This is a genomic window from Streptomyces griseomycini, assembly GCF_014203535.1.
Taxonomy (GTDB): Bacteria; Actinomycetota; Actinomycetes; order Streptomycetales; family Streptomycetaceae; genus Streptomyces; species Streptomyces griseomycini.
In genome coordinates, this window is sequence record NZ_JACHJI010000002.1 from 838,769 (window position 1) to 861,017 (window position 22,249).

The window sequence follows — 22,249 nt, forward strand, 5'->3', positions numbered from 1 at the left end:
GTCCTGGTCTGCGTCTTGACCCGTGCCTGTGAACGTCGCGGTTCGACGATCTGTACGCACGGGAGTCTAGGCCCTGATAAAGGCACGGTAAGCAGCCCGGCACCGCTCGGCATGCGGGGGGTGGGGTTTTCCTCAGTGCACCTTGGCGGTCCACCTCATGGCGCAGACCCCCGGCTCCGGGCACGCTGATGCACATGACCGAACGCTTCCCCTCCCCGGGCACGCCGGCGACGGTGGTCCCGGACACGGCCGGGCACGGCGATCGCCCGCCGCCGCCCCGCTTCGCGTACGACGCGCACACCTGGAAGGAGATCGCCCATCTCCTGGCGAACCTGCCGGTGTCCCTGATCGGCTTCGTCTACGTGGTGACCACGCTGTTCACGGGTGTCGGGCTGACCGTCACGGTGATCGGGTTCCCGGTGCTCGCGGCCGGGCTGATGGGCGCGCGGCTGTTGGGAAGGGCGGAGCGGGCGCGGGCGCGGAAGCTGCTCGGGGTGCGGGTGGAGGAGCCGAGCCGGCTGCCGCGGCGCGGTGCCCGGGGGTTCTGGCCGCAGCTGTGGATGGCGGTGAAGGACCCGGTGGGCTGGCGCACGGTGCTGTACGCGCTCATACGCCTGCCCTGGGGCGTCCTCACCTTCGCCGTCACGCTGACCGGCCTGTTCGTGCTGTGGCCGGTGCTGCCGTTCATCGTGCGGGGCCTGGCCAACGCGGACCGGGTGATGGTGCGCGGTCTGCTGTCGCCCTCCGACGAGCTGGAGCGGCGCATCGCCGAGCTGGAGTCCGACCGGGGCGTGGTGGTCGACACGGCGGCGGCGGACCTGCGGCGCATCGAGCGCGATCTGCACGACGGGGCGCAGGCCCGGCTGGTGAACCTCGCCATGGGGCTGGGCCTGGCCAAGGAGAAGCTGCTGGAGGACCCCGATTCGGCGGCGGCGATGGTCGAGGAGGCGCACGGCGAGGTGAAGCTGGCCCTGCAGGAGCTGCGGGACCTGGCGCGCGGCATCCATCCCGCGGTGCTGACCGACCGCGGGCTGGACGCGGCCCTGTCCTCGGTCGCCTCGCGCTGCACGGTGCCGGTGAAGGTGACGGTCGACCTCGCCGAACGGCCGGCCGCCGCCATCGAGGGCATCGCCTACTTCACCGTCTCGGAGCTGCTGCAGAACGTCAGCAAGCACAGCGCGGCCCGGTCGGCGGCGGTCGACGTGTGGCGGTCGGAGGACCGGTTGTTCCTCCAGGTGCGGGACGACGGGCGCGGAGGCGCGCGCTTGGACGGCGGTACGGGCATGCGGGGCCTCGCCGACCGGCTGGGTGCGGTGGACGGCCTGTTCGTCGTGGAGTCGCCCGAGGGCGGTCCGACGACGGTCACGGCGGAGCTGCCGTGGCGGGACCGTTCCGGCGCTCTCGCCGAGGACGCGCGGACGGTCGGGAGGGCGTCCGGGGACGCGGCCGGGCGAGGAGCCGGGGAAGCGGCCGAGGGCGCGGCCGCCGGGGCGGCCGTCCGCGGCCGGAGGTGGGGATAACCCCCGGTCCAAGACTGCGACGGACTCCATGGTCCGCCGACCTGCGGCGCAGCAGTCTGGAGGTACGACAGCACAGCCGCCGGACGAGGAGAAGGACGACGCCGATGGCCACGCATTACGGACAGGGCTACGGGCTCGACACGAGGCCCGGGCACCCCGGGAGCCCCGGGGAGCGGCGGCACCGGTTGCCGACCGCGCTGCGGGCACCGGTCGAGGGGCGCACCTGGCGGGAGCTGGGCTATGTGCTGCTGAGCCTGCCGATCAGCATTCTGCTGTTCACGTACGCCATCACGATGGTGTCGCTGGGGGCGGGCCTGCTGGTGACGTTCCTCGGTGTCCCGGTGCTGGCGGCGGCGCTCGCCGGCTGCCGGGGGTTCGGCGCGGTGGAGCGGGCGCGGGCGCGGGGGCTGCTGGGCCTGGAGGTGGCCGAGCCGGAGCCGCTGCGGATGAAGCGGCGGGGGTTCATGGCGTGGATCGGTGCCGTGCTCAAGAGCGGCGCCTCGTGGCGGTCCCTGCTGTACGCGGTGCTGCAGCTGCCGTGGGCGGTGTTCTCCTTCGTCGTCACGGTGACCGTCTGGTCGATCGGCTGGTCGCTGCTGACGTACCCGCTGTGGTTCTGGCTCTTCCCGCTGTACGGCGGTCAGGGCGGGATACAGCTGTACGGCGACGACCAGCACCGGATCTACCTGGACAACCCGTTCGAGATCACGGTGACGGCGCTGGTGGGTCTGCTGTTCACCATCGCCACGCCGTGGATCGTCCGGGCGCTGACGACGGTGGACCGGATGGCGGTGCACGGGCTGCTCGGGCCGTCCCGGCTGGCCACGAGGGTGGTGGAGCTGGAGTCGGACCGGGGGGTCGTGGTGGACACGGCCGCCGCCGATCTGCGGCGCATCGAGCGCGATCTGCACGACGGCGCGCAGGCCCGGCTGGTGGCGCTGGCCATGGACCTGGGGCTGGCGAAGGAGAAGCTGCGGGAGGACCCGCAGGTCGCGGCGCGGATGGTGGACGAGGCTCACGGTGAGGTGAAGACGGCGCTGCAGGAACTGCGGGACCTGGCGCGCGGCATCCATCCGGCGGTGCTGACCGACCGGGGGCTGGACGCGGCGCTGTCGGCGGTCGCCTCGCGCTGCACGGTGCCGGTGCAGGTGGAGGTGGATCTGGCGGAGCGGCCCGCGCCGGCCATCGAGGGCATCGCCTACTTCACCGTCTCGGAGCTGCTGCAGAACGTCAGCAAGCACGCGCGGGCGACGTGGGCGGCCGTGGAGGTGTGGCGGACGGAGAACCGGCTGATGCTGCAGGTCGTGGACAACGGCGTGGGAGGCGCCGATGTGTCCGGGGGCTCCGGGCTGGCCGGTCTGGCGGAGCGGCTGGACGCGGTGGACGGGATCCTGGTGGTGGACTCCCCCGTCGGCGGCCCGACCCGGGTGACGGCGGAGCTGCCGTGGCGGGCGGAGCGGACGCGGTGAGCGCGGACTGAGACCGGCGGCCGGCGTGGCGGCGGGTGCGAGCGGTGGGCTCGCACCCGCCCGCCTGTGCGTCGGCCGGGTGCGGGAACACGTGCACGGTGAACGCCGGGTGCGGTGAACGCCGTGCACGGTGAACGTGGAGCGGCCGGCACGCCACGACGACACCCCCGGTGGCGTTGCCCCGCAGCATCCCCCACCGGATGCTGGAATGCTGGACCCGAGGGCCGGGCCCGCCACGGGGGCGGGTGCGGCGCGGGGCCGTGGGGGGCAGAGGATCGTGGAGGACAGGGTGCGGGTGGTCATCGCCGAGGATTCGGTGCTGCTGCGGGAGGGCCTGACCCGGCTGCTGACCGACCGGGGGCACGAGGTCGTGGCCGGTGTCGGCGACGGCGACGCGCTGATCAAGACCATCGCCGAGCTGGACGGGCAGGGGCTGCTCCCGGACGTGGTGGTGGCCGACGTGCGGATGCCGCCGACGCACACCGACGAGGGCGTGCGGGCCGCGGTGCAGCTGCGCAGGGACCATCCGGGCATCGGGGTGCTGGTGCTGTCGCAGTACGTGGAGGAGCGCTACGCCACGGAGTTGCTCGCCGGTTCCAGCCGCGGCGTCGGCTATCTGCTCAAGGACCGGGTAGCCGAAGTACGTGAGTTCGTGGACGCGGTGGTGCGCGTGGCCCGGGGCGGCACGGCCCTGGACCCGGAGGTGGTCGCACAGCTGCTGGGGCGCAGCCGCAAGCAGGACGTCCTCGCCGGACTCACCCCGCGCGAGCGGGAGGTCCTGGGGCTGATGGCCGAGGGACGGACGAACTCGGCGATCGCCCGGCAGCTGGTGGTGAGCGACGGTGCCGTCGAGAAGCACGTCAGCAACATCTTCCTCAAGCTGGGGCTGTCCCCGAGCGACGGCGACCACCGGCGGGTGCTGGCCGTGCTCACGTACCTCAACTCCTGAGGTCTCAGCTCCCGGGACCGGGACCGCCCGCCGCGAGCGCCCCCGCGCCGCGCCGTACGGACGGCGCGGCGCCGGCGCCATCGAACCGGAGCCGGCCCCGGGGGGCGTCTTCGGGGACGGGAGCGAAGAAACGGGCGAGGACGAGGGCCGAGGGGCCGTCACCGGGGGTGATCAGGGGAGAAGAAGGTGCATCTCCGGGTGCCCGGGCGTCTCAGCCTCGTGTCCAATATGCGAATGACCCGAGGAAGGCGACCCTTACGGACGTAGGGTTGATCCAGGGAAGGCCTGCGGGAAGGTCGTCCCGGACAGCCGCCTCGAGGGAGGTCCAGTTCAGTGACCAGCCAGGTCAGCAGCCCAGCGGAGCAGGCCGACGGAGCAGTCGTAGGAGAACAGCGCAAGGCAGCGGGTGCGAAGGACGTCCGCCGTCTGGACCGGGTGATCATCAGGTTCGCGGGGGACTCGGGTGACGGCATGCAGCTCACCGGTGACCGCTTCACCTCGGAGACCGCGTCCTTCGGCAACGACCTCTCCACGCTGCCGAACTTCCCGGCCGAGATCCGCGCGCCCGCCGGGACCCTGCCCGGGGTCTCGTCCTTCCAGCTGCACTTCGCCGACCACGACATCCTCACCCCCGGTGACGCGCCGAACGTGCTGGTCGCGATGAACCCGGCCGCGCTGAAGGCGAACGTCGCCGACCTGCCGCGCGGGGCGGAGATCATCGTCAACACGGACGAGTTCACCAAGCGGGCGATGCAGAAGGTGGGCTACGACAGCAGTCCGCTGGAGGACGGCTCGCTGGACGGCTACAGCCTGCACCCGGTGCCGCTGACGACGCTGACGGTGGAGGCGCTGAAGGAGTTCGACCTCACCCGCAAGGAGGCCGAGCGCAGCAAGAACATGTTCGCGCTGGGCCTGCTGTCGTGGATGTACCACCGGCCCACCGAGGGCACGGAGAAGTTCCTGAGGTCGAAGTTCGCCAGGAAGCCGGACATCGCCGAGGCGAACATCGCCGCGTTCCGCGCGGGCTGGAACTTCGGCGAGACGACGGAGGACTTCGCCGTCTCCTACGAGGTGGCCCCGGCGGCGAAGGCGTTCCCGCCCGGCACCTACCGCAACATCTCCGGCAACCTGGCCCTGGCCTACGGGCTGATCGCCGCGTCCCGGCAGGCGGACCTGCCGCTGTTCCTGGGCTCGTACCCGATCACCCCGGCCTCGGACATCCTGCACGAGCTGAGCCGGCACAAGAACTTCGGCGTGCGGACCTTCCAGGCCGAGGACGAGATCGCGGGCATCGGGGCGGCGCTGGGCGCGGCCTTCGGCGGGTCGCTGGCCGTGACCACGACGAGCGGCCCCGGTGTGGCGCTCAAGAGCGAGACGATCGGCCTGGCGGTCTCCCTGGAGCTGCCGCTGCTGATCGTCGACATCCAGCGCGGCGGCCCGTCCACCGGCCTGCCGACCAAGACCGAGCAGGCGGACCTGCTGCAGGCGATGTACGGGCGCAACGGCGAGGCGCCGGTGCCGGTCGTCGCCCCGCGCACGCCCGCGGACTGCTTCGACGCGGCGCTGGAGGCGGCCCGGATCGCGCTCGCCTACCGCACGCCGGTCTTCCTGCTCTCCGACGGCTACCTGGCCAACGGCAGCGAGCCGTGGCGCATCCCGGAGCTGGACGAGCTGCCGGACCTGGCGGTGCAGTTCGCGCAGGGCCCGAACCACACCCTGGACGACGGCACCGAGGTGTTCTGGCCCTACAAGCGCGACCCGCGGACGCTGGCGCGTCCGTGGGCGGTCCCGGGCACGCCGGGTCTGGAGCACCGGATCGGCGGGATCGAGAAGCAGGACGGCACCGGCAACATCTCCTACGACCCGGCCAACCACGACTTCATGGTCCGCACCCGCCAGGCCAAGGTCGACGGCATCGACGTGCCCGACCTCGAGGTCGACGACCCGCACGGCGCGAAGACGCTGGTGCTGGGCTGGGGCTCGACGTACGGGCCGATCACGGCGGCCGTGCGGCGGCTGCGCGCGGCCGGGGAGTCGGTGGCGCAGGCGCACCTGCGCCACCTCAACCCCTTCCCGGGCAACCTCGGTGAGGTCGTCCGGCGGTACGACAAGGTGGTGGTCCCCGAGATGAACCTCGGGCAGCTCGCCACCCTCATCCGGGCGAAGTACCTGGTCGACGCCACGTCGTACAACCAGGTCAACGGCATGCCGTTCAAGGCGGAACAGCTCGCAACGGCGCTGAAGGAGGCCATCGATGGCTGAGACGTCCACGGAAGGCACGGGCACGATCGAGGCGCTCTCCCTCGTCCCCAAGGCCGAGGGCAGGCAGTCCATGAAGGACTTCAAGTCCGATCAGGAAGTGCGCTGGTGCCCCGGCTGCGGCGACTACGCCGTCCTCGCCGCCGTGCAGGGCTTCATGCCCGAGCTCGGCCTGGCGAAGGAGAACATCGTCTTCGTCTCCGGCATCGGCTGTTCCTCCCGCTTCCCGTACTACATGAACACCTACGGGATGCACTCCATCCACGGCCGCGCCCCCGCCATCGCCACCGGCCTGGCGACCTCCCGCCGCGACCTGAGCGTGTGGGTCGTCACCGGCGACGGCGACGCGCTGTCCATCGGCGGCAACCACCTCATCCACGCCCTGCGCCGCAACGTCAACCTCAAGATCCTGCTGTTCAACAACCGGATCTACGGTCTGACCAAGGGCCAGTACAGCCCGACCTCCGAAGTCGGCAAGATCACCAAGTCGACCCCGATGGGCTCCCTCGACGCGCCCTTCAACCCGGTGTCGCTGGCGATCGGCGCGGAGGCTTCCTTCGTGGCCCGCACGGTCGACTCCGACCGCAAGCACCTCACCGAGGTACTGCGCCAGGCCGCCGCCCACCCGGGCACCGCCCTGGTCGAGATCTACCAGAACTGCAACATCTTCAACGACGGCGCCTTCGAGGTCCTCAAGGACCGGCAGCAGGCCGAGGAGGCCGTGATCCGCCTGGAGCACGGCGAGCCGATCCGCTTCGGCCACGGGAAGACCAAGGGCGTCGTACGGGACCGGGCCACCGGCGACCTGAAGGTGGTCACGGTGACGCCGGAGAACGAGGCCGAGATCCTGGTCCACGACGCCCGCTCCGCGTCCCCCACCACCGCCTTCGCCCTGTCCCGCCTCGCCGACCCGGACACGCTGCACCACACCCCCATCGGCGTGTTCCGCTCCGTCGACCGGCCGGTCTACGACACCCAGATGGCCGACCAGCTCGACACCGCCGTCGAACAGCACGGCAAGGGCGACCTCGCCGCGCTGCTGGCCGGCGGCGACACCTGGACCGTCATCGGCTGAGTCCGGCACACGCCGGCCGACCCGGTGTCGGCCGGCCTTCACCGGCCGTCCCACCGGGCCCGGGCGCGCTACCGCGCCCGGGCCTCGTCGTACGCCTGCCGGGCCGCGGTCACGTCGTCCATCCGCCTCTCGGTCCACAGCGCCAGGGCGTGCACCTGCTCGGCCGCCTCACGGCCCAGTCCGGTGAGGGAGTAGTCGACGCGGGGCGGGATGACCGGCCGTGCGTCGCGATGGACCAGGCCGTCGCGTTCCAGGGTCTGGAGGGTCTGGGTGAGCATCTTCTCGCTGACCCCGCCGATCGCCCGGCGCAGTGCGCTGAAGCGGTACGGCCGCTCGAGGAGCCGGATCAGCACCAGCACGCCCCAGCGACTGGTCACGTGCTCCAGGACAAGCCGGTGCGGGCACAGCGCCTCGCCGTCGTTCCTCCGGCCACGCTCACTTACCACCATGACAGTACCTTACTTCAAAGTGGGTACTTTCCATTGGTTAGCGCTGCTCCTACGGTGAGTGCCATACCCACCCCATGAGGAGTTCCGAACCATGAGCATCGTCGTCACCGGAGCCACCGGAAAGCTCGGCCGCCACGTCGTGGAGCAGTTGCTGGAGAAGGTCCCGGCCGAGCAGGTCACCGCCGTGGTCCGCAGCGCGGAGAAGGCGGCCGACCTCGCGGCCCGCGGCGTGCGGATCGCCGTCGCCGACTACAACGCCCCCGAGAGCCTCGACGGTGTGTTCGCGGCCGGCGACAAGGTGCTGCTGATCTCGGGCAACGAGTTCGACAAGGGCCGGGTGCGGCAGCACGAGGCCGTCATCGACGCCGCGAAGGCCGCCGGTGTCGCCCTGCTCGCCTACACCAGCGCCCCCGGCAGCCTGAGCGCCGCCCTCGCCGACGACCACCGCGGCACCGAGGAGGTGCTGCTGGGCTCGGGCCTGCCGTACACGCTGCTGCGCAACGGCTGGTACCACGAGAACTACACCGAGAACCTCGCCCCGGTGCTGGAGCACCACGCGGTCGTCGCCGCGGCCGGCGAGGGCCGGGTCTCCTCCGCCTCGCGCGCCGACTACGCGGCCGCCGCCGTCGCCGTGCTGACCGGCGAGGGGCACGAGAACACGACGTACGAGCTGGGCGGCGACGAGGCGTGGAGCTTCGCCGAGTACGCGGCCGAGCTGAGCCGGCAGACCGGCGAGGAGATCTCCTACCGGCCGGTCACGACCGAGGCGCTCACCGGCCTCCTGACCGGCGCCGGTCTGCCCGAGCCGCTGGCCGCCGTGTTCGCGGGCGTGGACGCCTCCATCGAGAAGGGCGAGCTGGTCGTCGACAGCGGTGATCTGGCCCGTCTGATCGGGCGTCCCACCACCCCGCTCGCCGAGGCCGTCGCCGCCGCGCTCAAGGGCTGACCTTCACCGATCGCACCGGTCACACCGATCGCCTCCGGGTCCCCCACCCCGCCCGTCATGACCGTATGCCGGTACGGACATGACAGGCGGGGGTGTCCGGCGTTACCGTCGTCCGACGAGCATCGCGCGCACACGACCCGCACCGCGCGAGACAGGACACGTGTCAGGCACGAAGGAGGACCCGTGACCGGGAAGTCGGCCGCCGAGCGGCGCATAGGACTGCTGAACGGCTTCGCGGCGTACGGGATGTGGGGGCTCGTGCCCCTGTTCTGGCCCCTGCTCAAGCCCGCGGGCGCCGTGGAGATCCTGGCCCACCGGATGGTCTGGTCGCTGTTCTTCGTGGGCGCCGCCCTGCTCGTCATACGCCGGTGGGCCTGGCTCGGCGAGCTGCTGCGGCAGCCGCGCCGGCTGGCCCTGATCACGGTCGCCGCGGCGGTCATCACCGTCAACTGGGGCGTCTACATCTGGTCCGTGAACTCCGGGCACGTCGTCGAGGCCTCCCTCGGCTACTTCATCAACCCGCTGGTCACCATCGCGATGGGCGTGCTGCTGCTGAAGGAACGGCTGCGGCCCGCGCAGTGGACCGCGGTCGGGGTCGGCGCCTCGGCGGTGCTCGTGCTCACCATCGGCTACGGCCGTCCGCCGTGGATCTCCCTCTGCCTCGCCTTCTCCTTCGCCACCTACGGGCTGGTGAAGAAGAAGGTCAACCTCGGCGGCATCGAGTCGCTGGCCGCCGAGACCGCCGTCCAGTTCCTGCCCGCGCTCGGCTACCTGCTGTGGCTGGGCGCGCAGGGCGGCTCCACCTTCACCACCGAGGGCACCGGGCACGCGGCGCTGCTCGTCGCGACCGGGATCGTCACCGCGCTCCCCCTGGTCTGCTTCGGCGCCGCCGCGATCCGCGTGCCGCTGTCCACCCTGGGGCTGCTCCAGTACCTGGCCCCGGTCTTCCAGTTCCTGTTGGGCATCCTCTACTTCAAGGAAGCCATGCCGCCCGAGCGCTGGGCAGGGTTCGCCCTGGTCTGGCTGGCGCTCACGCTGCTCACCTGGGACGCGCTGCGCACCGCCCGCCGGGGCGCCCGGGCGCTGGCCGACGGGATGAGCAGGCCCAGCGCCGCCGTGGGCCGGCAGGCGAACACGGCGGAGACGACGGACGCGGCGAAGACGGCGGGCGCGGCGAAGGCGGAGACGGAGCCCGCGGGCCGCTGACTCCAGCGCCTCCGGGCCCCGTGGGCCCGGCCGTCCGGGCACACGGGGCCACCGTCTCGGGCATCTCCGGACGCCCGGGGCCGCCTGCTCAGGCGCCCCCGGGCGTCCGGCGGGCCCGGTGCGCACGCACCTTCGCCAGGTTCCCGCAGTGCTCCATCGCGCACCAGCGGCGGCGGCCCGGACGCGAGGTGTCGACGAAGAGCAGGTAGCAGTCGTGGGCGTCGCACTCGCGGACGCGGTGGGCGTACGGTCCGGTGAACAGGTCGATCGCGTCGCGGGCGACGGTCGACAGCAGCTGGGTGCCCGTGGCACCGGGGGCCCAGGACCGGGTGCCGTCCGGCTCGATGCGGGAGACCAGCGGGGGCTCGGCTGCGGCGGCGTTGACGACCGCGAGGTGCTCGGGCCGGGGCGGGCGGCCGTGGGCGTGGTCGGCGGTGAGCAGGAAGAGGGTGTTCCGCAGGGTGCGCGCCCGCTCCAGCTCGGCCGTGTCGACGGTGAGGTCCAGGCCGTCCGCGAGGCGGCTGCGCCCGGCCCAGACCGCGAGGTCCGCGGGCTCGTGCAGCACCTCGTGCCGCGCGAAGGCACCGGGCCCGCCGGTCGGCAGCAGCTCCAGGCACAGGGCGCCGGGGTCGAAGCGGTAGGGCTTCCCCTCGTACGAGATCAGGGTCAGACCGGGGCCGCCGCCCGGTGTTCCCGTTGCACTCCCACTCATGTAACCACTATAACTGGTTACATGACGCAGACACCGACATCAGCCGCGCCCGTGCACTGGAAGCTCGTCATCGACGCGGTCGACCCGCACGCGCAGGCCGACTTCTGGGCCGCCGCCCTCGGGTACGCGGTCGAGGACAACAGCGCGCTCATCGGGAAACTGCTCGGCGCGGGCGCCCTGCCGGAAGAACTCACCGTCGAGTTCCACGGCCGCCGCGCCTTCCGCGACCTGATCGCGGTGCGGCACCCCGACGACCTCCACGAGGAGGAGAGCGGCACCGGACTCGGGCGGCGGCTGCTGTTCCAGCGCGTGCCCGAGGCGAAGACGGTCAAGAACCGGCTCCACCTCGACCTGCACCCCGGCGAGGGGCGTCGCGAGGAGGAGGTCGCGCGGCTGGAGCGGCTCGGCGCGAAGGTACTGCGGCGGGTGGACGGGCCGTCCGGGTCGTGGGTCGTGATGTCGGACCCGGAGGGCAACGAGTACTGCGTCCACTAGGGCTTGTATCGAAAGTGGCTGGTTGTGACTCTGTGGCCTGTGTTTCTATGCCTGAGTGAACATCGAGAGCTCCGGGGTGCCGGATGAGAGACCGAGCCGCTGGGTCCGGCAGAGGACTGATGGCGATGTTGACGAGTGCGTGCGGGTCCTCGCGGAGGTCCATGCGCGCGACGGCTATCCGGTGAACTGGCCGGATCAGCCCGGCGAGTGGCTGTCACGCGGTCCCCTGCTGGGCTCCTGGGTTGCCGGACTCGAAGGCGGCCTGGTTGGGCATGTCAGTTTGTCGCAAGGTGGCGAAGGCGATCTGGCCCCGACGTTGTGGAGCGAGCGGAACGGGGCGACGCGGGGTATGACCGCCGTGGTCAGCAGGCTGTTCGTTGCCCCGCAGGCGAGGGGACATCGGATCGGCGCACTGCTGATCGGCCAGGCAGTGGAGGAAGCGCGGCGTCGTGGCCTGTATCCGGTGCTCGACGTCGTCGCCTCCGATGCCGCGGCGGCAGCCCTGTATGAGCGGCTGGGCTGGAAGCTGATGGCCACAGTCGAGCAGCAGTGGAGTGCGCACCAGACGGTGGCCATCCGCTGTTACGCGGCGCCATCGTGACGTGGTCAGTCATAGCCACTCGTTGATGGCGGCGACGAGAACGGTCGCCTCGTAGCGGACCGCGAGCTTGTCGTACCTCGCGGCCACGGCCCGGTGCCTTTTGAGATGATTGATGTCGCACTCGACTGCGTGCCGAGCTTTGTAGTCCTGTGGGTCGAACCTCGGCGGCCGGCCGCCGTACGAACCGCGTTTCTTGCGGTTGCGGGCCTGGTCGGCCGTGTCCGGGGTGGTGCAGTGGATCCCGCGCCGCCGCAGGTAAGCACGGTTCTTCCGGGAGGCGTACGCCTTGTCGGCCCGCACGCGATCGGGTCGGGTGCGCGGCCTGCCCGGCCCGAGACGCGGGACACGGATCTTGTTCGGGACTGGCTCGAACTGCGGGGAATCGCCCCGCTGCCCGGCCGTGATCACGATGGACATGGGCTTCTGGCCCTGTTCGACGGCCAGGTGTGGCTTGGTGGTCAGACCGCCGCGCGAGCGTCCGAGCCCGTGGTCGTCCGGCTCGACGGTGACGCCGCCGGGCGGCTCCTTCCGCAGCTCCCCTTTTCCTCGCCCCGGCGGCGTGCTGGTGGGCACGGCACACCGTGGAGTCGACGTTGATGTCCCAGGTGATCAGATCTTCTTCGTCCGCCCGTGTCTGCAGGTCGGTGAAGATCCGATGCCAGGTGCCGTCCCGTTGCCACCGGCGGAACAGGTCGTACGCCCGGCCCCGTGGCCCGTACTGCTCGGGCAGGTCTCGCCACGGGATGCCGGTGCGGACCCGGAACCGTATGCCGTCGATCAGCTGCCGCCTGGCCCACGTCGCAGGCCGTCCGGGCTTTTCGGCTCTTCGGTAACAGCGGTTCCGGCACCGCCCATTGCGCGTTCGTCAGATCTCCACGTGCCACGAAACAAGATCGTCCCACGGTCAAGATCCACTTTCGATACACGCCCCAGGCGCCCACCGGGCCGGCCCCCCGCGCGGCGGGCGGGGCCGCCGCGCTCAGTCACGCTGGGTGCGGGCGCGCTCGGTCAGCCGGCCCATGCGGGCGCGGGCGGACTCCAGCTCCTCGATCTCGTCGGCGGCCGGCCCGTCCTCGGCGGTGAGCTCGGTCCACAGCCCGATCAGCTCGTGCCCGAGTTCCAGGCCGAGCCGGGCGTCGCGCACCGCGCGCCACGCGGTGGCCGCGCTGCGGACGTTGCCGTAGGCGGCCTCCGCGTCCCCGGCACGGCGGCGGATTCCGGCGAGGTCGAGGGAGAGCCGGAAGGCGTACAGCGGTTCTCCGGCCAGGTAGGCGATGTACGCGGTGAGTTCGCGCAGCCGGAGCACCTCCGGGTGTTCCGGTCCCAGCGTTCCCGAGGCCTCCGCCACGGTCTGCCGGGCCAGCCGCGCGGCCGTGTCGATCCGGCCCGCCCGGACGGCGTCGTTGATCCGGGCCATCGGCTCCGCCAGCAGGGCGGGGGCCGTCGCGTCGCCGGGGGCGGTGAGCGGCTCGTCCTCGAGCACCGCCTCCGCCACGGCGTCGAAGCCGCGGGGCGGGGTGGGCCTGGGGTCAGGGTCGGCGTCGGGAACGGCCTCCGCGAGCGGCGGCTCGGGGCGTCGGCGGCCGGCCGACGGTGCCGGGTCCGGAGTCCGGCCGGCGCCGACCGCGCTCGCGGTGCCGGCGGTTCGGCCGGTGGGGCCGGGGCTGGAGGCCGGGCTTCCGGGGCGCTCGGCGTCCGGGGCGGCGGGGTGGGGCCACGCGTCCATGGGCGGGGGCGGGCCGAACTCGCCCGTCGGCGGCGCCACCGTGCCGGGCGGCGCGGCCTCCGCCGACTCGGGTACGGCCCGCAGCCGGAACGTCGGTGCGGCGTCCCCGGGAACCCGCGCCCCGGGGGCGGGTCGCAGCGGGAAGGTCGGCGTGGCGTCCCGTACGGGAGCCGGTTCCGCACCCGCCTCGGGGTCCGCGCCCGCCCCGGGGTTCATGCCCGCCCCGGGTGTCGTGTCCTCCCCGCGCTCCGGGGCCGCCCCGGTTTTCGGTGTCGCCTCCGGTTCGGGCACGGGGCGCAGGAAGCGCGTCGGCCGGTCGGCTTCCGGTTCCCGCGCGGGCTCCCGACCCTGCGCCGATTCCGCCGACCCCACCGGCCCTACCGGTCCCGCCGGAACCGGCTGGTCCGTGAAATGGCTGGAGCCGTCCGGGTCGACCCGGAGCGGGAGGACGTAGCCGATGCGTTCGTCGCGGACGGTGGCGAGAACGGCGTGGCCGGAGGCGAGGGCGATGCGGTGGAGGTGGTTCAGCACCGCCTGCTGGATCTCCTCGCCGGACGCGGCGGTCACCGGCACTCCGCCGACCGACGCCCCGCCCGGCCCGGCCCCGCTCACGGGGACGTGGACGTCGATCGGCACCGCCGTACGCGCGGCCTGCTTCTGTTCCCGCTTCTTCCCGCGGCTGAGTCGAGCCATCGTCCCCTCATTCGGGTCGTACACCTACCGGCCAGTCTGTCCGCCCGGCCGCGTCTCCCGCGTCACCGCGCTGTCACAGGCTCGTCCCAAGGACCGTCCACCGCGGTGCGTCACCCGTCGGGCGGCATGGAAGACCCGGGCGGCGAGCAGGAGAGAGGCATGCGGACGGAGACGCGACAGGGGCCGGAGATCTGGATCCGGGGGCCGGTGACGGCGCCGGGCCCGCCGGAGCCGACGCACCCCCGCGCGTCGTCCCGGCGCTTCTCCTGGGTCGGCACGCACGGCGGCGCCGGGGTCTCCACGCTCGCCGCGGTCTACGGCGGACACGACAGCGGCCGCGCCTGGCCCGGCCCCGACGCCCCCCGGTCGGTGCTGCTCGTCGCCCGGACGCACGCGGCGGGCCTGGACACCGTGCTCCCGGCCGTGGAGGCGTTCCGGCGCGGCGGGGCCCCGCGGGGGGTCGACCTGGACGCCGTGGTGCTGGTGCCGGACGCACCGGGGCGGCTGCCGCGTCCCCTCGCCCAGCGGATCCGGCTCATCGAGCAGGTGATCGGCGTGTACCGCGTGCCCTGGGTGTCGGAGTGGCGCCTGGGCGACCTGAGCGGCCGGCCGCCCCGCGGGGCGGAGCCGCTGGCCCGCCTGACGGGCTGGGCGCGCTGAGCGGCCACGGGTCCGGACCCGGACCCGGGCCCCGCGCCTCCGCACCGGCCTCCGTCTCCGCCCCGGCCGAGGAGATCGCCTCCGCCGTACGCGCGCGGAGGCTGCGCGCCGTGGACGTGGTCGCGGCGGCGCTGGAGCGGATCGAGCGGGCCGACCCGGCGCTGTGCGCGTTCACCGAGGTGTGGGACGCGGACGCGCTGCGGCGGGCGCGGGAGGTGGACGCGCGGGTCGCCGCCGGGGAGCGGCTGCCGCTGGCCGGGGTGCCGGTCGCGGTGAAGGGGCGGCACGGGCTGCGGGCGGCGGAACCGCTGCTCGCGGCCGGGGGCGTCGCCGTGGGCGCCACCTCGGTGCCCGGGCCCGGGACGCCCTGGCAGACCTGGGGGCTCGGGGCGCGCGGCCGCACCGTCAACCCGTGGCGGGCCGACCGTACGCCGGGCGGCTCCTCGGCGGGGGCGGCGGTCGCGGTGGCGGCCGGGCTGGTCCCGCTGGCGACGGGCGGCGACGGCGCGGGGTCGGTGCGGATCCCGGCGGCGTGGTGCGGGGTGCTCGGCCTGAAGGTCACGAACGGCCGCCTGCCCTCCCCCGACCGCACGGGTCTCGCCGCGCCCGGGGTCCTCACCCGCACGGCGGCGGACGCGGCGGCCTGGTGGCGGGCGGTGGCGCGGCCGGATGCCCCCGTCGAGCCCCCTCCTTCGCTTCCCCTGCCCGCCCTCTGGTCCCCCGACCTGGGCTTCGCGGCCCCGGACCCGGAGCCCGTCGCGCTCGCCCGCGCGGCCGTCGGCCGGCTCGTCGACGCCGGTGTCGTACGGCTCGTACGGCCCGTACGCCCGTCGGTGCCCGTGCGGCTCCTCGACCCCGCCCCGGCCTGGCTCGCCCTGCGCACCCCCGGGACCGACCTCGCCGACGCCCATCGCGTCCGGGCGGAGAACGACCGGCGCCTGGCCCGTCTGTTCACCGGCGTCGAGCTGCTGCTCACGCCCACGGCCCCCACCGCGCCGCACGGGCACGAAGGCCCCGGCGACGTCTACTCCACCGCGCTCACCTGGGCCTTCAACGTGAGCGGGCACCCCGCGCTGAGCCTCCCCGCCGGGTTCGGCACCGACGGCTGCCCGGCCGGGCTCCAGCTGGTGGCGGCGCACGGCCGGGAGGCGCTGCTGCTCGCCGCGGCGCGGGAGGCGGAGCGGCGCGGGGCCACCGGCTGAGTCCTCCTCGACTCACTCTCATGCATGTGCATATTATGCATGTGCGTGTAATCGACGTACGCCGACTATCTGGGGATGACCATGACCCGCCGTTTCCTGTTCGTCCTGGGCAGCTCCCGCCCCGACGGCAACACCGAACTGCTGGCCCGCCGGGCCGCCGAACAGCTGCCCCCGCAGGTGGAGCGGCGATGGATCGATCTCGCCCGGCACCCGCTGCCCGACTTCGAGGACCTGCGCCACGACAGCGACCACGTCCGCCCCACCGAGGGCGCCGTGGCCCGGCTGCTGGACGCCACCCTCGCGGCGACGGACGTGGTGATCGTCTCGCCGCTGTACTGGTACTCGGTGTCCGCGCACACCAAGCGCTACCTCGACCACTGGGCGGGCTGGCTGCGCACGCCCGGTCTGGACTTCAAGGCGAACATGGCGGGACGCACGCTCTGGGGCGTCACCGCGCTCGCGCACGAGGAGCCGGAGGTCGCCGACCCGCTCGTCGGCACGCTGAACAACTCGGCCGCGTACATGGGGATGCGCTTCGGCGGAGTGCTGCTCGGCAACGGCAGCAAGCCGGGTGACGTCCTGAAGGACACGGAAGCGCTGGCCCGCGCCAAGACGTTCTTCGCACGGGAGGCGCCCCTCGCCCGCTTCCCCTACGAAGCCCGCTGACGCCGCGGCGGCGGCCTCACCAGCCGAGCTGGGCCTCGCCCAGGACCTCGCTGCCGATGTGGGCGGCGAGCTTCTGGGCACGCCCGGTGTCACCGTGCTTGGTCACGTGGACGAAGACGGTGTGGTCCTCGGTCCACTCGCCGTACTGTGCCTCATCGCCGTGGAACACGACCTGGACGCCGTCGTGGTTCCAGTGCCCGTAGGAGTCCGTCTCGGGGTCGTCCGGCCAGCGGCCGTTCCATTCGACGGCCGCCGTGCCGTCGCCCAGGGCGGCCAGGAACCGCTCCTCCACGTCCCCGCGTCCGACGTCCTCCAGGAACTCCAGCGGCAGGTGCGTCCGAAGCTCCGCGTCGGTCAGCTCCGTCACGTCGAGGTCGAAGAGGAGGAAGTCACCGGTCGCCGGATCGGTGCGCGTGTCCACGTAGTCGAACGCGGCCCCGGGGACGAGCTCGGCCATCCGCCGCGCATCCGCGGGCGTCCGCACCTCGGCGAACAGCCGCACCTCGTCCCCGATGTGCTCCAGCAGCGCGCACAACCGCTTGGCCTGCCGGTACGCCTCGGCCGCGTCGGTGGTCCGGAGGACGGGGTACGCCCGTGAGTTGCCCATGGGCCGCACCGTCACACGCCCTGTCTCACCCGCGCCACCGCATTTCCTACGCGGTGATGTCCTTCCCCGTGAACCTCGCCCAGGCCGCCGAGCCGAACACGGCCGCGTACAGGGCCTGCAGGCCGAGGTTCCTCGTCAGGTCCTCCCAGTAGACGGGCTCGCGCATGAGGTCGGCGAAGGAGAGCCAGTAGTGGGAGAAGAAGTAGGGGTGCAGGGCGTCCAGCTGGGGGATCTGGCCCAGGATCTGAACGGTGATCAGCAGTCCCACCGTCGTCGCCATCGCCGCGATGCCGCTGTCGGTCAGCGTCGAGACGAACAGGCCGAGCGCCGCCACCCCGATCAGTGACGCGGCGACGACGAGGGCGATCAGCAGGGCCCTGGCCAGACCCTCGGCGAAACTGATCCGGGTGCCGGAGATGGTCGTGAGGTCGCCGAGCGGGAACAGCAGCGCCCCGACGGCCAGGGCCGAGACGGCGACCACGAGGGTGGCGGCCAGGCAGAAGGCGATGACGGTCGCGAACTTGGTGAGCAGCAGCCGGGTCCGCCCGGCGGGGGCGACCAGGAGGTAGCGCAGGGTGCCGGCGTTCGCCTCGCCCGCGAGGGCGTCGCCCGCGACCACCCCGACCGCCATGGGCAGGAAGAACGGCAGCGTGGCGGCCAGCGCCGTGAAGACGAGGAACAGGCCGTTGTTGGTGATCTGCGAGATGAACGCCGGACCGGCGCCGCCCCCGCCGCCGGCCGCCGGGCCGTCACCGGTCTCGATCTCCACGGCGACGCCGACCAGGACCGGTACGGCGGCCAGCACCCCGAGCAGGGCGAGGGTGCGCCAGCGCCGGAAGGTGGTGAGCAGCTCGCTGCGGAACAGACCGAGGGTCCACAGCGGGCTCGTCCTCCGGGCCGCCTCAGCCTGCGACATCGAACCCCTCCCCGGTCAGCGCCACGAACGCGTCCTCCAGCGAGGCCCGTTCGGCCCCGAACCCGCGCACCCGGACCCCGGCCGCCACCAGCGCCGCGTTCACCTCGGCGAGGTCCCGCCCGGGCACCTCGCCGGTCACCCGGTCCTCCGTCACGACGACGTCGGCGACCCCCTGTTCCTTCAGCACCCGGGCCGCGTCCCCGGTGTCCGGCGTGGTCACCACCAGCCGGCCCCGCGCGCCCGCGGCCAGGTCGGCCACCGGGCCCTGGACGATCAGCCGGCCCCGGGCCATCACGGCGGCGTGGGTGCACACCTGCTCGATCTCGTCGAGCAGGTGGGAGGAGAGGAAGACGGTGGTGCCGTCCGAGGCCAACTCCCGGACGAGGCCGCGGATCTCCCGCATGCCCTGCGGGTCGAGTCCGTTGGTCGGCTCGTCCAGGACGAGCAGCCGGCGGGGCTGGAGCAGGGCGGCCGCGAGGCCGAGCCGCTGCTTCATGCCCAGGGAGTAGGCCTTCGCCTTCTTGCCGGCCGCGGCCGTGAGGCCCACCCGGTCCAGGGCGGCGGCGACCCGGGCACGCCGGGTACGCGGGTCGGCGGTCGGGTCGGCGGCGTCGTAGCGGAGCAGGTTGTCGCGGCCGGAGAGGAAGCCGTACAGGGCCGGCCCCTCGATGAGGGCGCCGACGTGCGGCAGCACGGCGCGCGCGGAGCGCGGCACGGGGCGCCCCAGGACGTGCGCCGTGCCCGAGGTCGGCTCGATCAGGCCCATCAGCATGCGGATGGTGGTGGTCTTGCCGGAGCCGTTGGGGCCGAGGAAGCCGAAGACGCTGCCCGCCGGGACGGTCAGGTCGAGACCGTCGACGGCGGGCTGTCCGCCGCGGTAGCGCTTGGTGAGCGCGCGGGTGGCGATGACGGCACCGTCACCCGCCTCCGCGCCCCGCACCGTGTCCGCGCCGTCCCGCTCCGTGGCGGACGCCTCGCCCATCGGCCCCCTCGTTCCCTGCTGCTTCTCGCCGTTCCCCGTGGTTCCGTACGGTCCCGGGGGCTTACTTCCCCTCGTCGGCCGCCTTCACGAGCGCGTCCTTGGTGACGGTGCCCACGTAGACCTTGCCGTCCTCGGTGATCAGGGCGTTGACCAGGCGGGTGCTGAACACCGTGCCGGTGCCGAAGTCGCCCTTCACCTGGTCGCCGAGGGAGCCGAGGAAGCCGCCGAGGTCACCGCCGGCCCCGCCGGCCGGCAGACCGCCCTCGCCGCCGGTGTCGAAGGCGGCGACGGTGTTCCAGCCCTCGCCGAGCATCTTCAGCCCGTCGAGGCCCTTGGCCAGGTCCTCCTCGGACTTCGGGGCGCCCTCGGGCTTCTCGGAGTGCTCCCCGCCCTCGTCCAGTTCGCCGTCCTCGGTCACCTCGGCGCCCTTGGGCGGGGTGAACTCGAAGGTCGACGCGGCCGGCCGGTCGAAGCTCACCTCGGTGAAGCCGACGTCCACGACGGCGGCGCCGCCGCTCGACGGGGTCAGCGTGAACTTCAGGGGCGTCCCGGTCTCGTGGTCCACCGCGATGCTGATCGCGCCGACCGTGGAGCCGGACTGCTTGGGCTTGACGACCAGCCTGTACGCGTCCCGGCCGGCCACCTGCGCGGTGCCGTCGACGGTCACGGAGGTGGTGTCGTCGACCGACTTCAGCGCCTCCTCGGCGAAGTCCTTCGGGGTGGCCGGAGGCTGCTGCTCCCGCTCCTTGCCGGACTCGTCGACCGTGCCGTGGTAGACCTCGTTGGACCTGCTGTCGTAGCCCCAGACGTCCTTGCCGTCGTGGATCAGGCTGTACTCGGCGGCGTCCTCCAGCAGCGACACCTTCTGCCGGTCCGGGCCGTCGACGGCGACGCGCAGGGTGTGCGTGCCGGAGGCCAGCTCGGTGAGCTTGGCGGACGGGTCGGCCGAGGAGCCGCCCTCGCCCCGCTCCACGGCGCCGGAGGCGAGGCTGCTCTCCAGGCCGCCGAGGTCCGGCAGGCCGAGGTCCGTGGTGATCTTCACGGTGCCGGAGAGCTGCTCGACGTCCGACTTCGCGATCTTCTCGATGAGCTGCGCGGCGGTGATCTCCGGCAGGTCCGGGTCGCCGGAGTCGGCGATCGCCGGGACGAGCCCGATGGTCGCGGCCGCGACGCCCATCACCGTGACCGGGACCACGTACCGCGCGGCCCTGCGCCGCGCCGAGCGCGACTCGTCGCCCTCCCCTGCGGTCGCCCTGTCGTCGGATGCGTACGGTGCCATGTGTGCCCTACCTCCGTGGTCGGCGGCGGCTTCCGTCTCGTGTCCTCGCACCAGTCTCCCCCTGAGCCGCCATTCTCACCCGAAACGGTGAGGAGTGGTGATGTCCGTCGTGGTCCATCTGACCAAATCCGTCAGGTGGACGCGTCAGACCCCGGGCTCAACTCCGTGTACTGCTGCGGTATGACACGGGGAAGGGTTTCCTCCCCCGACCAGTAGGGGGCGCGACCGGTCCGAGGGGCCCGCTGCCGACCGGACGGGGGCACGGCGCGCGTACCGGGGGCAGCGCACGTACCGGGGGCAGCGCGCCCACGGCCCGGGCGGCTCAGCCCGCCCGGTGCACCACCGCGTCGCACAGCTGCACCAGCGCCGCCTTCGCGTCGCACTCCGGCAGCGGGGCCAGCGCCGCGCGGGCCTCCTCGGCGTAGCGCACGGTGTCCCGGCGGGCCTGCTCCAGGGCCGGGTGGGCGCGCAGCAGCCGCAGCGCCTCGGCGTGCCGGGCGTCGTCGGTGAGGTCGGAGTCGAGCAGCTCGCACAGGGCGATGTCCTCGGCCAGCCCCAGCCGGGCCGCCCGCTCGCGCAGCCGCAGCACGGGCAGCGTGGCGATGCCCTCGCGCAGGTCCGTGCCGGGGGTCTTGCCGGACTCGTGGGAGTCGGAGGCGATGTCCAGGACGTCGTCGGCGAGCTGGAAGGCGACGCCGAGCCGCTCGCCGTACTGGGTGAGCACGTCCACGACCGTCTCGTCGGCCCCGGACATCATCGCGCCGAACCGGCAGGAGACCGCGACCAGCGAGCCGGTCTTGCCGCCGAGCACGTCCAGGTAGTGGTCGACCGGGTCCCGGCCGTCCTGCGGTCCCGCGGTCTCCAGGATCTGCCCGGTGACCAGCCGCTCGAACGCCTCGGCCTGCACCCGCACCGCCTCCGGGCCGAGGTCGGCCAGGATGTGCGAGGCCCGCGCGAAGAGGAAGTCGCCGGTGAGGACCGCGACGGAGTTGCCCCAGCGGGCGTTCGCGCTGGCCACGCCGCGCCGCACCTCGGCCTCGTCCATGACGTCGTCGTGGTACAGCGTGGCCAGGTGGGTCAGCTCCACGACCACGGCCGACGGCACGACACCGGGCGCGTAGGGGTCGCCGAACTGGGCGGAGAGCATCACGAGCAGCGGGCGGAACCGCTTTCCGCCGGCCCGCACCAGGTGCTGGGCGGCCCCTGTGATGAAGGGCACCTCGCTCTTGGTGGCCTCGAGCAGCCCCTCCTCGACAGCCGTCAATCCGGCCTGGACATCGGCCTCCAGAGCCTGGTCCCGCACGCTCAGCCCGAACGGCCCGACGACGGTCACGAGGGGTCTCCTGTCTGCTGGTGTCTGGTGGCGGTTACACGGTTTGTCGATAGGTCGCTGCCCTCACTCGAGTCAGCGTATCCGGTCACGTTTCGATCACCGCCAGCGCCCGGCGCCACAAGCAGGGCGGCGCGGGATCGGAGGTGTCGGATTTCCGATCGTTCGACGACAGCGGACATCCACCGGATTTCCCGGGCGTGGCGCTCCACACCCCCGGGCCCGAGCCCGGGCCGTACCTCGAGGCGCCCACCGTCCTCACCGTCCTGCCGCCCGATTTGCCGTAATTGCCAAGCGAATTCCCCTTGGTGCGGAATGCGCTCCGGCCCTGCGGCCAGTGAGGTCGGTCACGCGCCGCCCACCCCGTCCGCCCCCTCCGGGACGCCGGCGTCCCCCCTTCCCCCGCAGGCGAGTTGACTCTTGGCACCCGTAAAGGATCAAGTGCCACAAAACGCCCACAGGAAGATCAAACGGCCCGATCCGTGGCGGGCGCGCTTGTTTCCGACA

Annotated in this window: 20 protein-coding genes and 1 pseudogene; 12 read left to right on the forward strand and 9 right to left on the reverse strand. The window is 73.0% G+C overall.

Translation table 11 applies throughout. The features are described 5' to 3' along the window. Nucleotides 1-194 precede the first annotated feature (194 nt). The 5 genes from FHS37_RS08415 (at nucleotide 195) to FHS37_RS08435 (ending at nucleotide 7,272) form a co-directional block, all read left to right on the forward strand. Nucleotides 195-1,520 carry a sensor histidine kinase AbrC1 gene (locus tag FHS37_RS08415; RefSeq protein ID WP_184818608.1) on the forward strand — a complete coding sequence of 442 codons (1,326 nt, stop codon included), beginning with the start codon at nucleotides 195-197 and terminating at the stop codon, nucleotides 1,518-1,520. A gap of 104 nt (nucleotides 1,521-1,624) precedes the next feature. Then, the gene (locus FHS37_RS08420) at nucleotides 1,625-2,989 is read left to right on the forward strand and encodes a sensor histidine kinase AbrC2 (protein ID WP_184818610.1); all 1,365 of its coding nucleotides are present in this window, start codon (nucleotides 1,625-1,627) and stop codon (nucleotides 2,987-2,989) included. Between the two features lie 289 nt (nucleotides 2,990-3,278). Beyond that, nucleotides 3,279-3,938, forward strand: a complete 660-nt coding sequence (locus tag FHS37_RS08425) for a response regulator AbrC3 (protein ID WP_279578653.1) — start codon at nucleotides 3,279-3,281, stop codon at nucleotides 3,936-3,938. 333 nt (nucleotides 3,939-4,271) lie between these two features. Continuing rightward, the gene (locus FHS37_RS08430) at nucleotides 4,272-6,200 is read left to right on the forward strand and encodes a 2-oxoacid:acceptor oxidoreductase subunit alpha (protein ID WP_184818612.1); all 1,929 of its coding nucleotides are present in this window, start codon (nucleotides 4,272-4,274) and stop codon (nucleotides 6,198-6,200) included. Beyond that, a complete protein-coding gene (locus tag FHS37_RS08435) occupies nucleotides 6,193-7,272 on the forward strand; it encodes a 2-oxoacid:ferredoxin oxidoreductase subunit beta (RefSeq protein WP_184818614.1) in 1,080 nt (359 codons plus the stop codon). Before FHS37_RS08430 ends, FHS37_RS08435 begins: the two co-directional genes overlap by 8 nt. Before the next feature lie 68 nt (nucleotides 7,273-7,340). Here the strand turns inward: FHS37_RS08435 and FHS37_RS08440 are convergent, their stop codons facing one another. Next, nucleotides 7,341-7,721: a winged helix-turn-helix transcriptional regulator gene (locus tag FHS37_RS08440; RefSeq protein ID WP_184818616.1), complete on the reverse strand. Its 381-nt coding sequence runs from the start codon at nucleotides 7,719-7,721 to the stop codon at nucleotides 7,341-7,343. Between the two features lie 91 nt (nucleotides 7,722-7,812). On the opposite strand from FHS37_RS08440, the gene FHS37_RS08445 reads away from it, so the two are divergent. Together FHS37_RS08445 and rarD are read left to right on the forward strand one after the other, a co-directional pair. Further along, nucleotides 7,813-8,667, forward strand: a complete 855-nt coding sequence (locus FHS37_RS08445; protein WP_184818618.1) for an SDR family oxidoreductase — start codon at nucleotides 7,813-7,815, stop codon at nucleotides 8,665-8,667. A gap of 246 nt (nucleotides 8,668-8,913) precedes the next feature. After that, nucleotides 8,914-9,873 carry an EamA family transporter RarD gene (gene rarD, locus FHS37_RS08450; RefSeq protein ID WP_245005449.1) on the forward strand — a complete coding sequence of 320 codons (960 nt, stop codon included), beginning with the start codon at nucleotides 8,914-8,916 and terminating at the stop codon, nucleotides 9,871-9,873. A gap of 88 nt (nucleotides 9,874-9,961) precedes the next feature. Here rarD and FHS37_RS08455 read toward each other — a convergent pair whose 3' ends face one another. Next, the gene (locus tag FHS37_RS08455) at nucleotides 9,962-10,585 is read right to left on the reverse strand and encodes a CGNR zinc finger domain-containing protein (RefSeq protein WP_184818621.1); all 624 of its coding nucleotides are present in this window, start codon (nucleotides 10,583-10,585) and stop codon (nucleotides 9,962-9,964) included. Between the two features lie 21 nt (nucleotides 10,586-10,606). Here FHS37_RS08455 and FHS37_RS08460 point away from each other — a divergent pair, with 21 nt between their 5' ends. Together FHS37_RS08460 and FHS37_RS08465 are read left to right on the forward strand one after the other, a co-directional pair. Further along, nucleotides 10,607-11,080, forward strand: coding sequence for a VOC family protein (locus FHS37_RS08460; RefSeq protein ID WP_184818623.1), 474 nt, complete (start codon nucleotides 10,607-10,609; stop codon nucleotides 11,078-11,080). Between the two features lie 139 nt (nucleotides 11,081-11,219). After that, nucleotides 11,220-11,681 (forward strand): GNAT family N-acetyltransferase, encoded by a 462-nt coding sequence (locus tag FHS37_RS08465; protein WP_184818836.1) that lies wholly within the window; start codon nucleotides 11,220-11,222, stop codon nucleotides 11,679-11,681. A gap of 9 nt (nucleotides 11,682-11,690) precedes the next feature. Here FHS37_RS08465 and FHS37_RS08470 read toward each other — a convergent pair. Then, nucleotides 11,691-12,565: pseudogene (locus FHS37_RS08470) on the reverse strand (IS5 family transposase). A gap of 95 nt (nucleotides 12,566-12,660) precedes the next feature. Continuing rightward, nucleotides 12,661-14,100: a tetratricopeptide repeat protein gene (locus FHS37_RS08475; RefSeq protein WP_184818625.1), complete on the reverse strand. Its 1,440-nt coding sequence runs from the start codon at nucleotides 14,098-14,100 to the stop codon at nucleotides 12,661-12,663. 159 nt (nucleotides 14,101-14,259) lie between these two features. Here FHS37_RS08475 and FHS37_RS08480 point away from each other — a divergent pair, with 159 nt between their 5' ends. The 3 genes from FHS37_RS08480 (at nucleotide 14,260) to FHS37_RS08490 (ending at nucleotide 16,628) form a co-directional block, all read left to right on the forward strand. Further along, nucleotides 14,260-14,760, forward strand: a complete 501-nt coding sequence (locus FHS37_RS08480; RefSeq protein WP_184818626.1) for a DUF6668 family protein — start codon at nucleotides 14,260-14,262, stop codon at nucleotides 14,758-14,760. A gap of 101 nt (nucleotides 14,761-14,861) precedes the next feature. Next, the gene (locus FHS37_RS08485) at nucleotides 14,862-15,962 is read left to right on the forward strand and encodes an amidase family protein (RefSeq protein WP_221499561.1); all 1,101 of its coding nucleotides are present in this window, start codon (nucleotides 14,862-14,864) and stop codon (nucleotides 15,960-15,962) included. An 81-nt stretch (nucleotides 15,963-16,043) separates the two neighbouring features. Then, the gene (locus tag FHS37_RS08490; RefSeq protein WP_184818840.1) at nucleotides 16,044-16,628 is read left to right on the forward strand and encodes a flavodoxin family protein; all 585 of its coding nucleotides are present in this window, start codon (nucleotides 16,044-16,046) and stop codon (nucleotides 16,626-16,628) included. Nucleotides 16,629-16,644: 16 nt separating this feature from the next. Here the strand turns inward: FHS37_RS08490 and FHS37_RS08495 are convergent, their stop codons facing one another. The 5 genes from FHS37_RS08495 to FHS37_RS08515 form a co-directional block, all read right to left on the reverse strand. Next, the gene (locus FHS37_RS08495) at nucleotides 16,645-17,235 is read right to left on the reverse strand and encodes a hypothetical protein (protein WP_184818628.1); all 591 of its coding nucleotides are present in this window, start codon (nucleotides 17,233-17,235) and stop codon (nucleotides 16,645-16,647) included. A 46-nt stretch (nucleotides 17,236-17,281) separates the two neighbouring features. Next, a complete protein-coding gene (locus FHS37_RS08500; protein ID WP_184818630.1) occupies nucleotides 17,282-18,151 on the reverse strand; it encodes an ABC transporter permease in 870 nt (289 codons plus the stop codon). Further along, the gene (locus FHS37_RS08505) at nucleotides 18,138-19,133 is read right to left on the reverse strand and encodes an ABC transporter ATP-binding protein (protein ID WP_184818632.1); all 996 of its coding nucleotides are present in this window, start codon (nucleotides 19,131-19,133) and stop codon (nucleotides 18,138-18,140) included. Before FHS37_RS08505 ends, FHS37_RS08500 begins: the two co-directional genes overlap by 14 nt. Before the next feature lie 61 nt (nucleotides 19,134-19,194). Beyond that, a complete protein-coding gene (locus tag FHS37_RS08510; RefSeq protein WP_184818634.1) occupies nucleotides 19,195-20,412 on the reverse strand; it encodes a LolA family protein in 1,218 nt (405 codons plus the stop codon). A 322-nt stretch (nucleotides 20,413-20,734) separates the two neighbouring features. Continuing rightward, nucleotides 20,735-21,745 carry a polyprenyl synthetase family protein gene (locus tag FHS37_RS08515; RefSeq protein ID WP_184818636.1) on the reverse strand — a complete coding sequence of 337 codons (1,011 nt, stop codon included), beginning with the start codon at nucleotides 21,743-21,745 and terminating at the stop codon, nucleotides 20,735-20,737. Nucleotides 21,746-22,249: the final 504 nt, after the last annotated feature.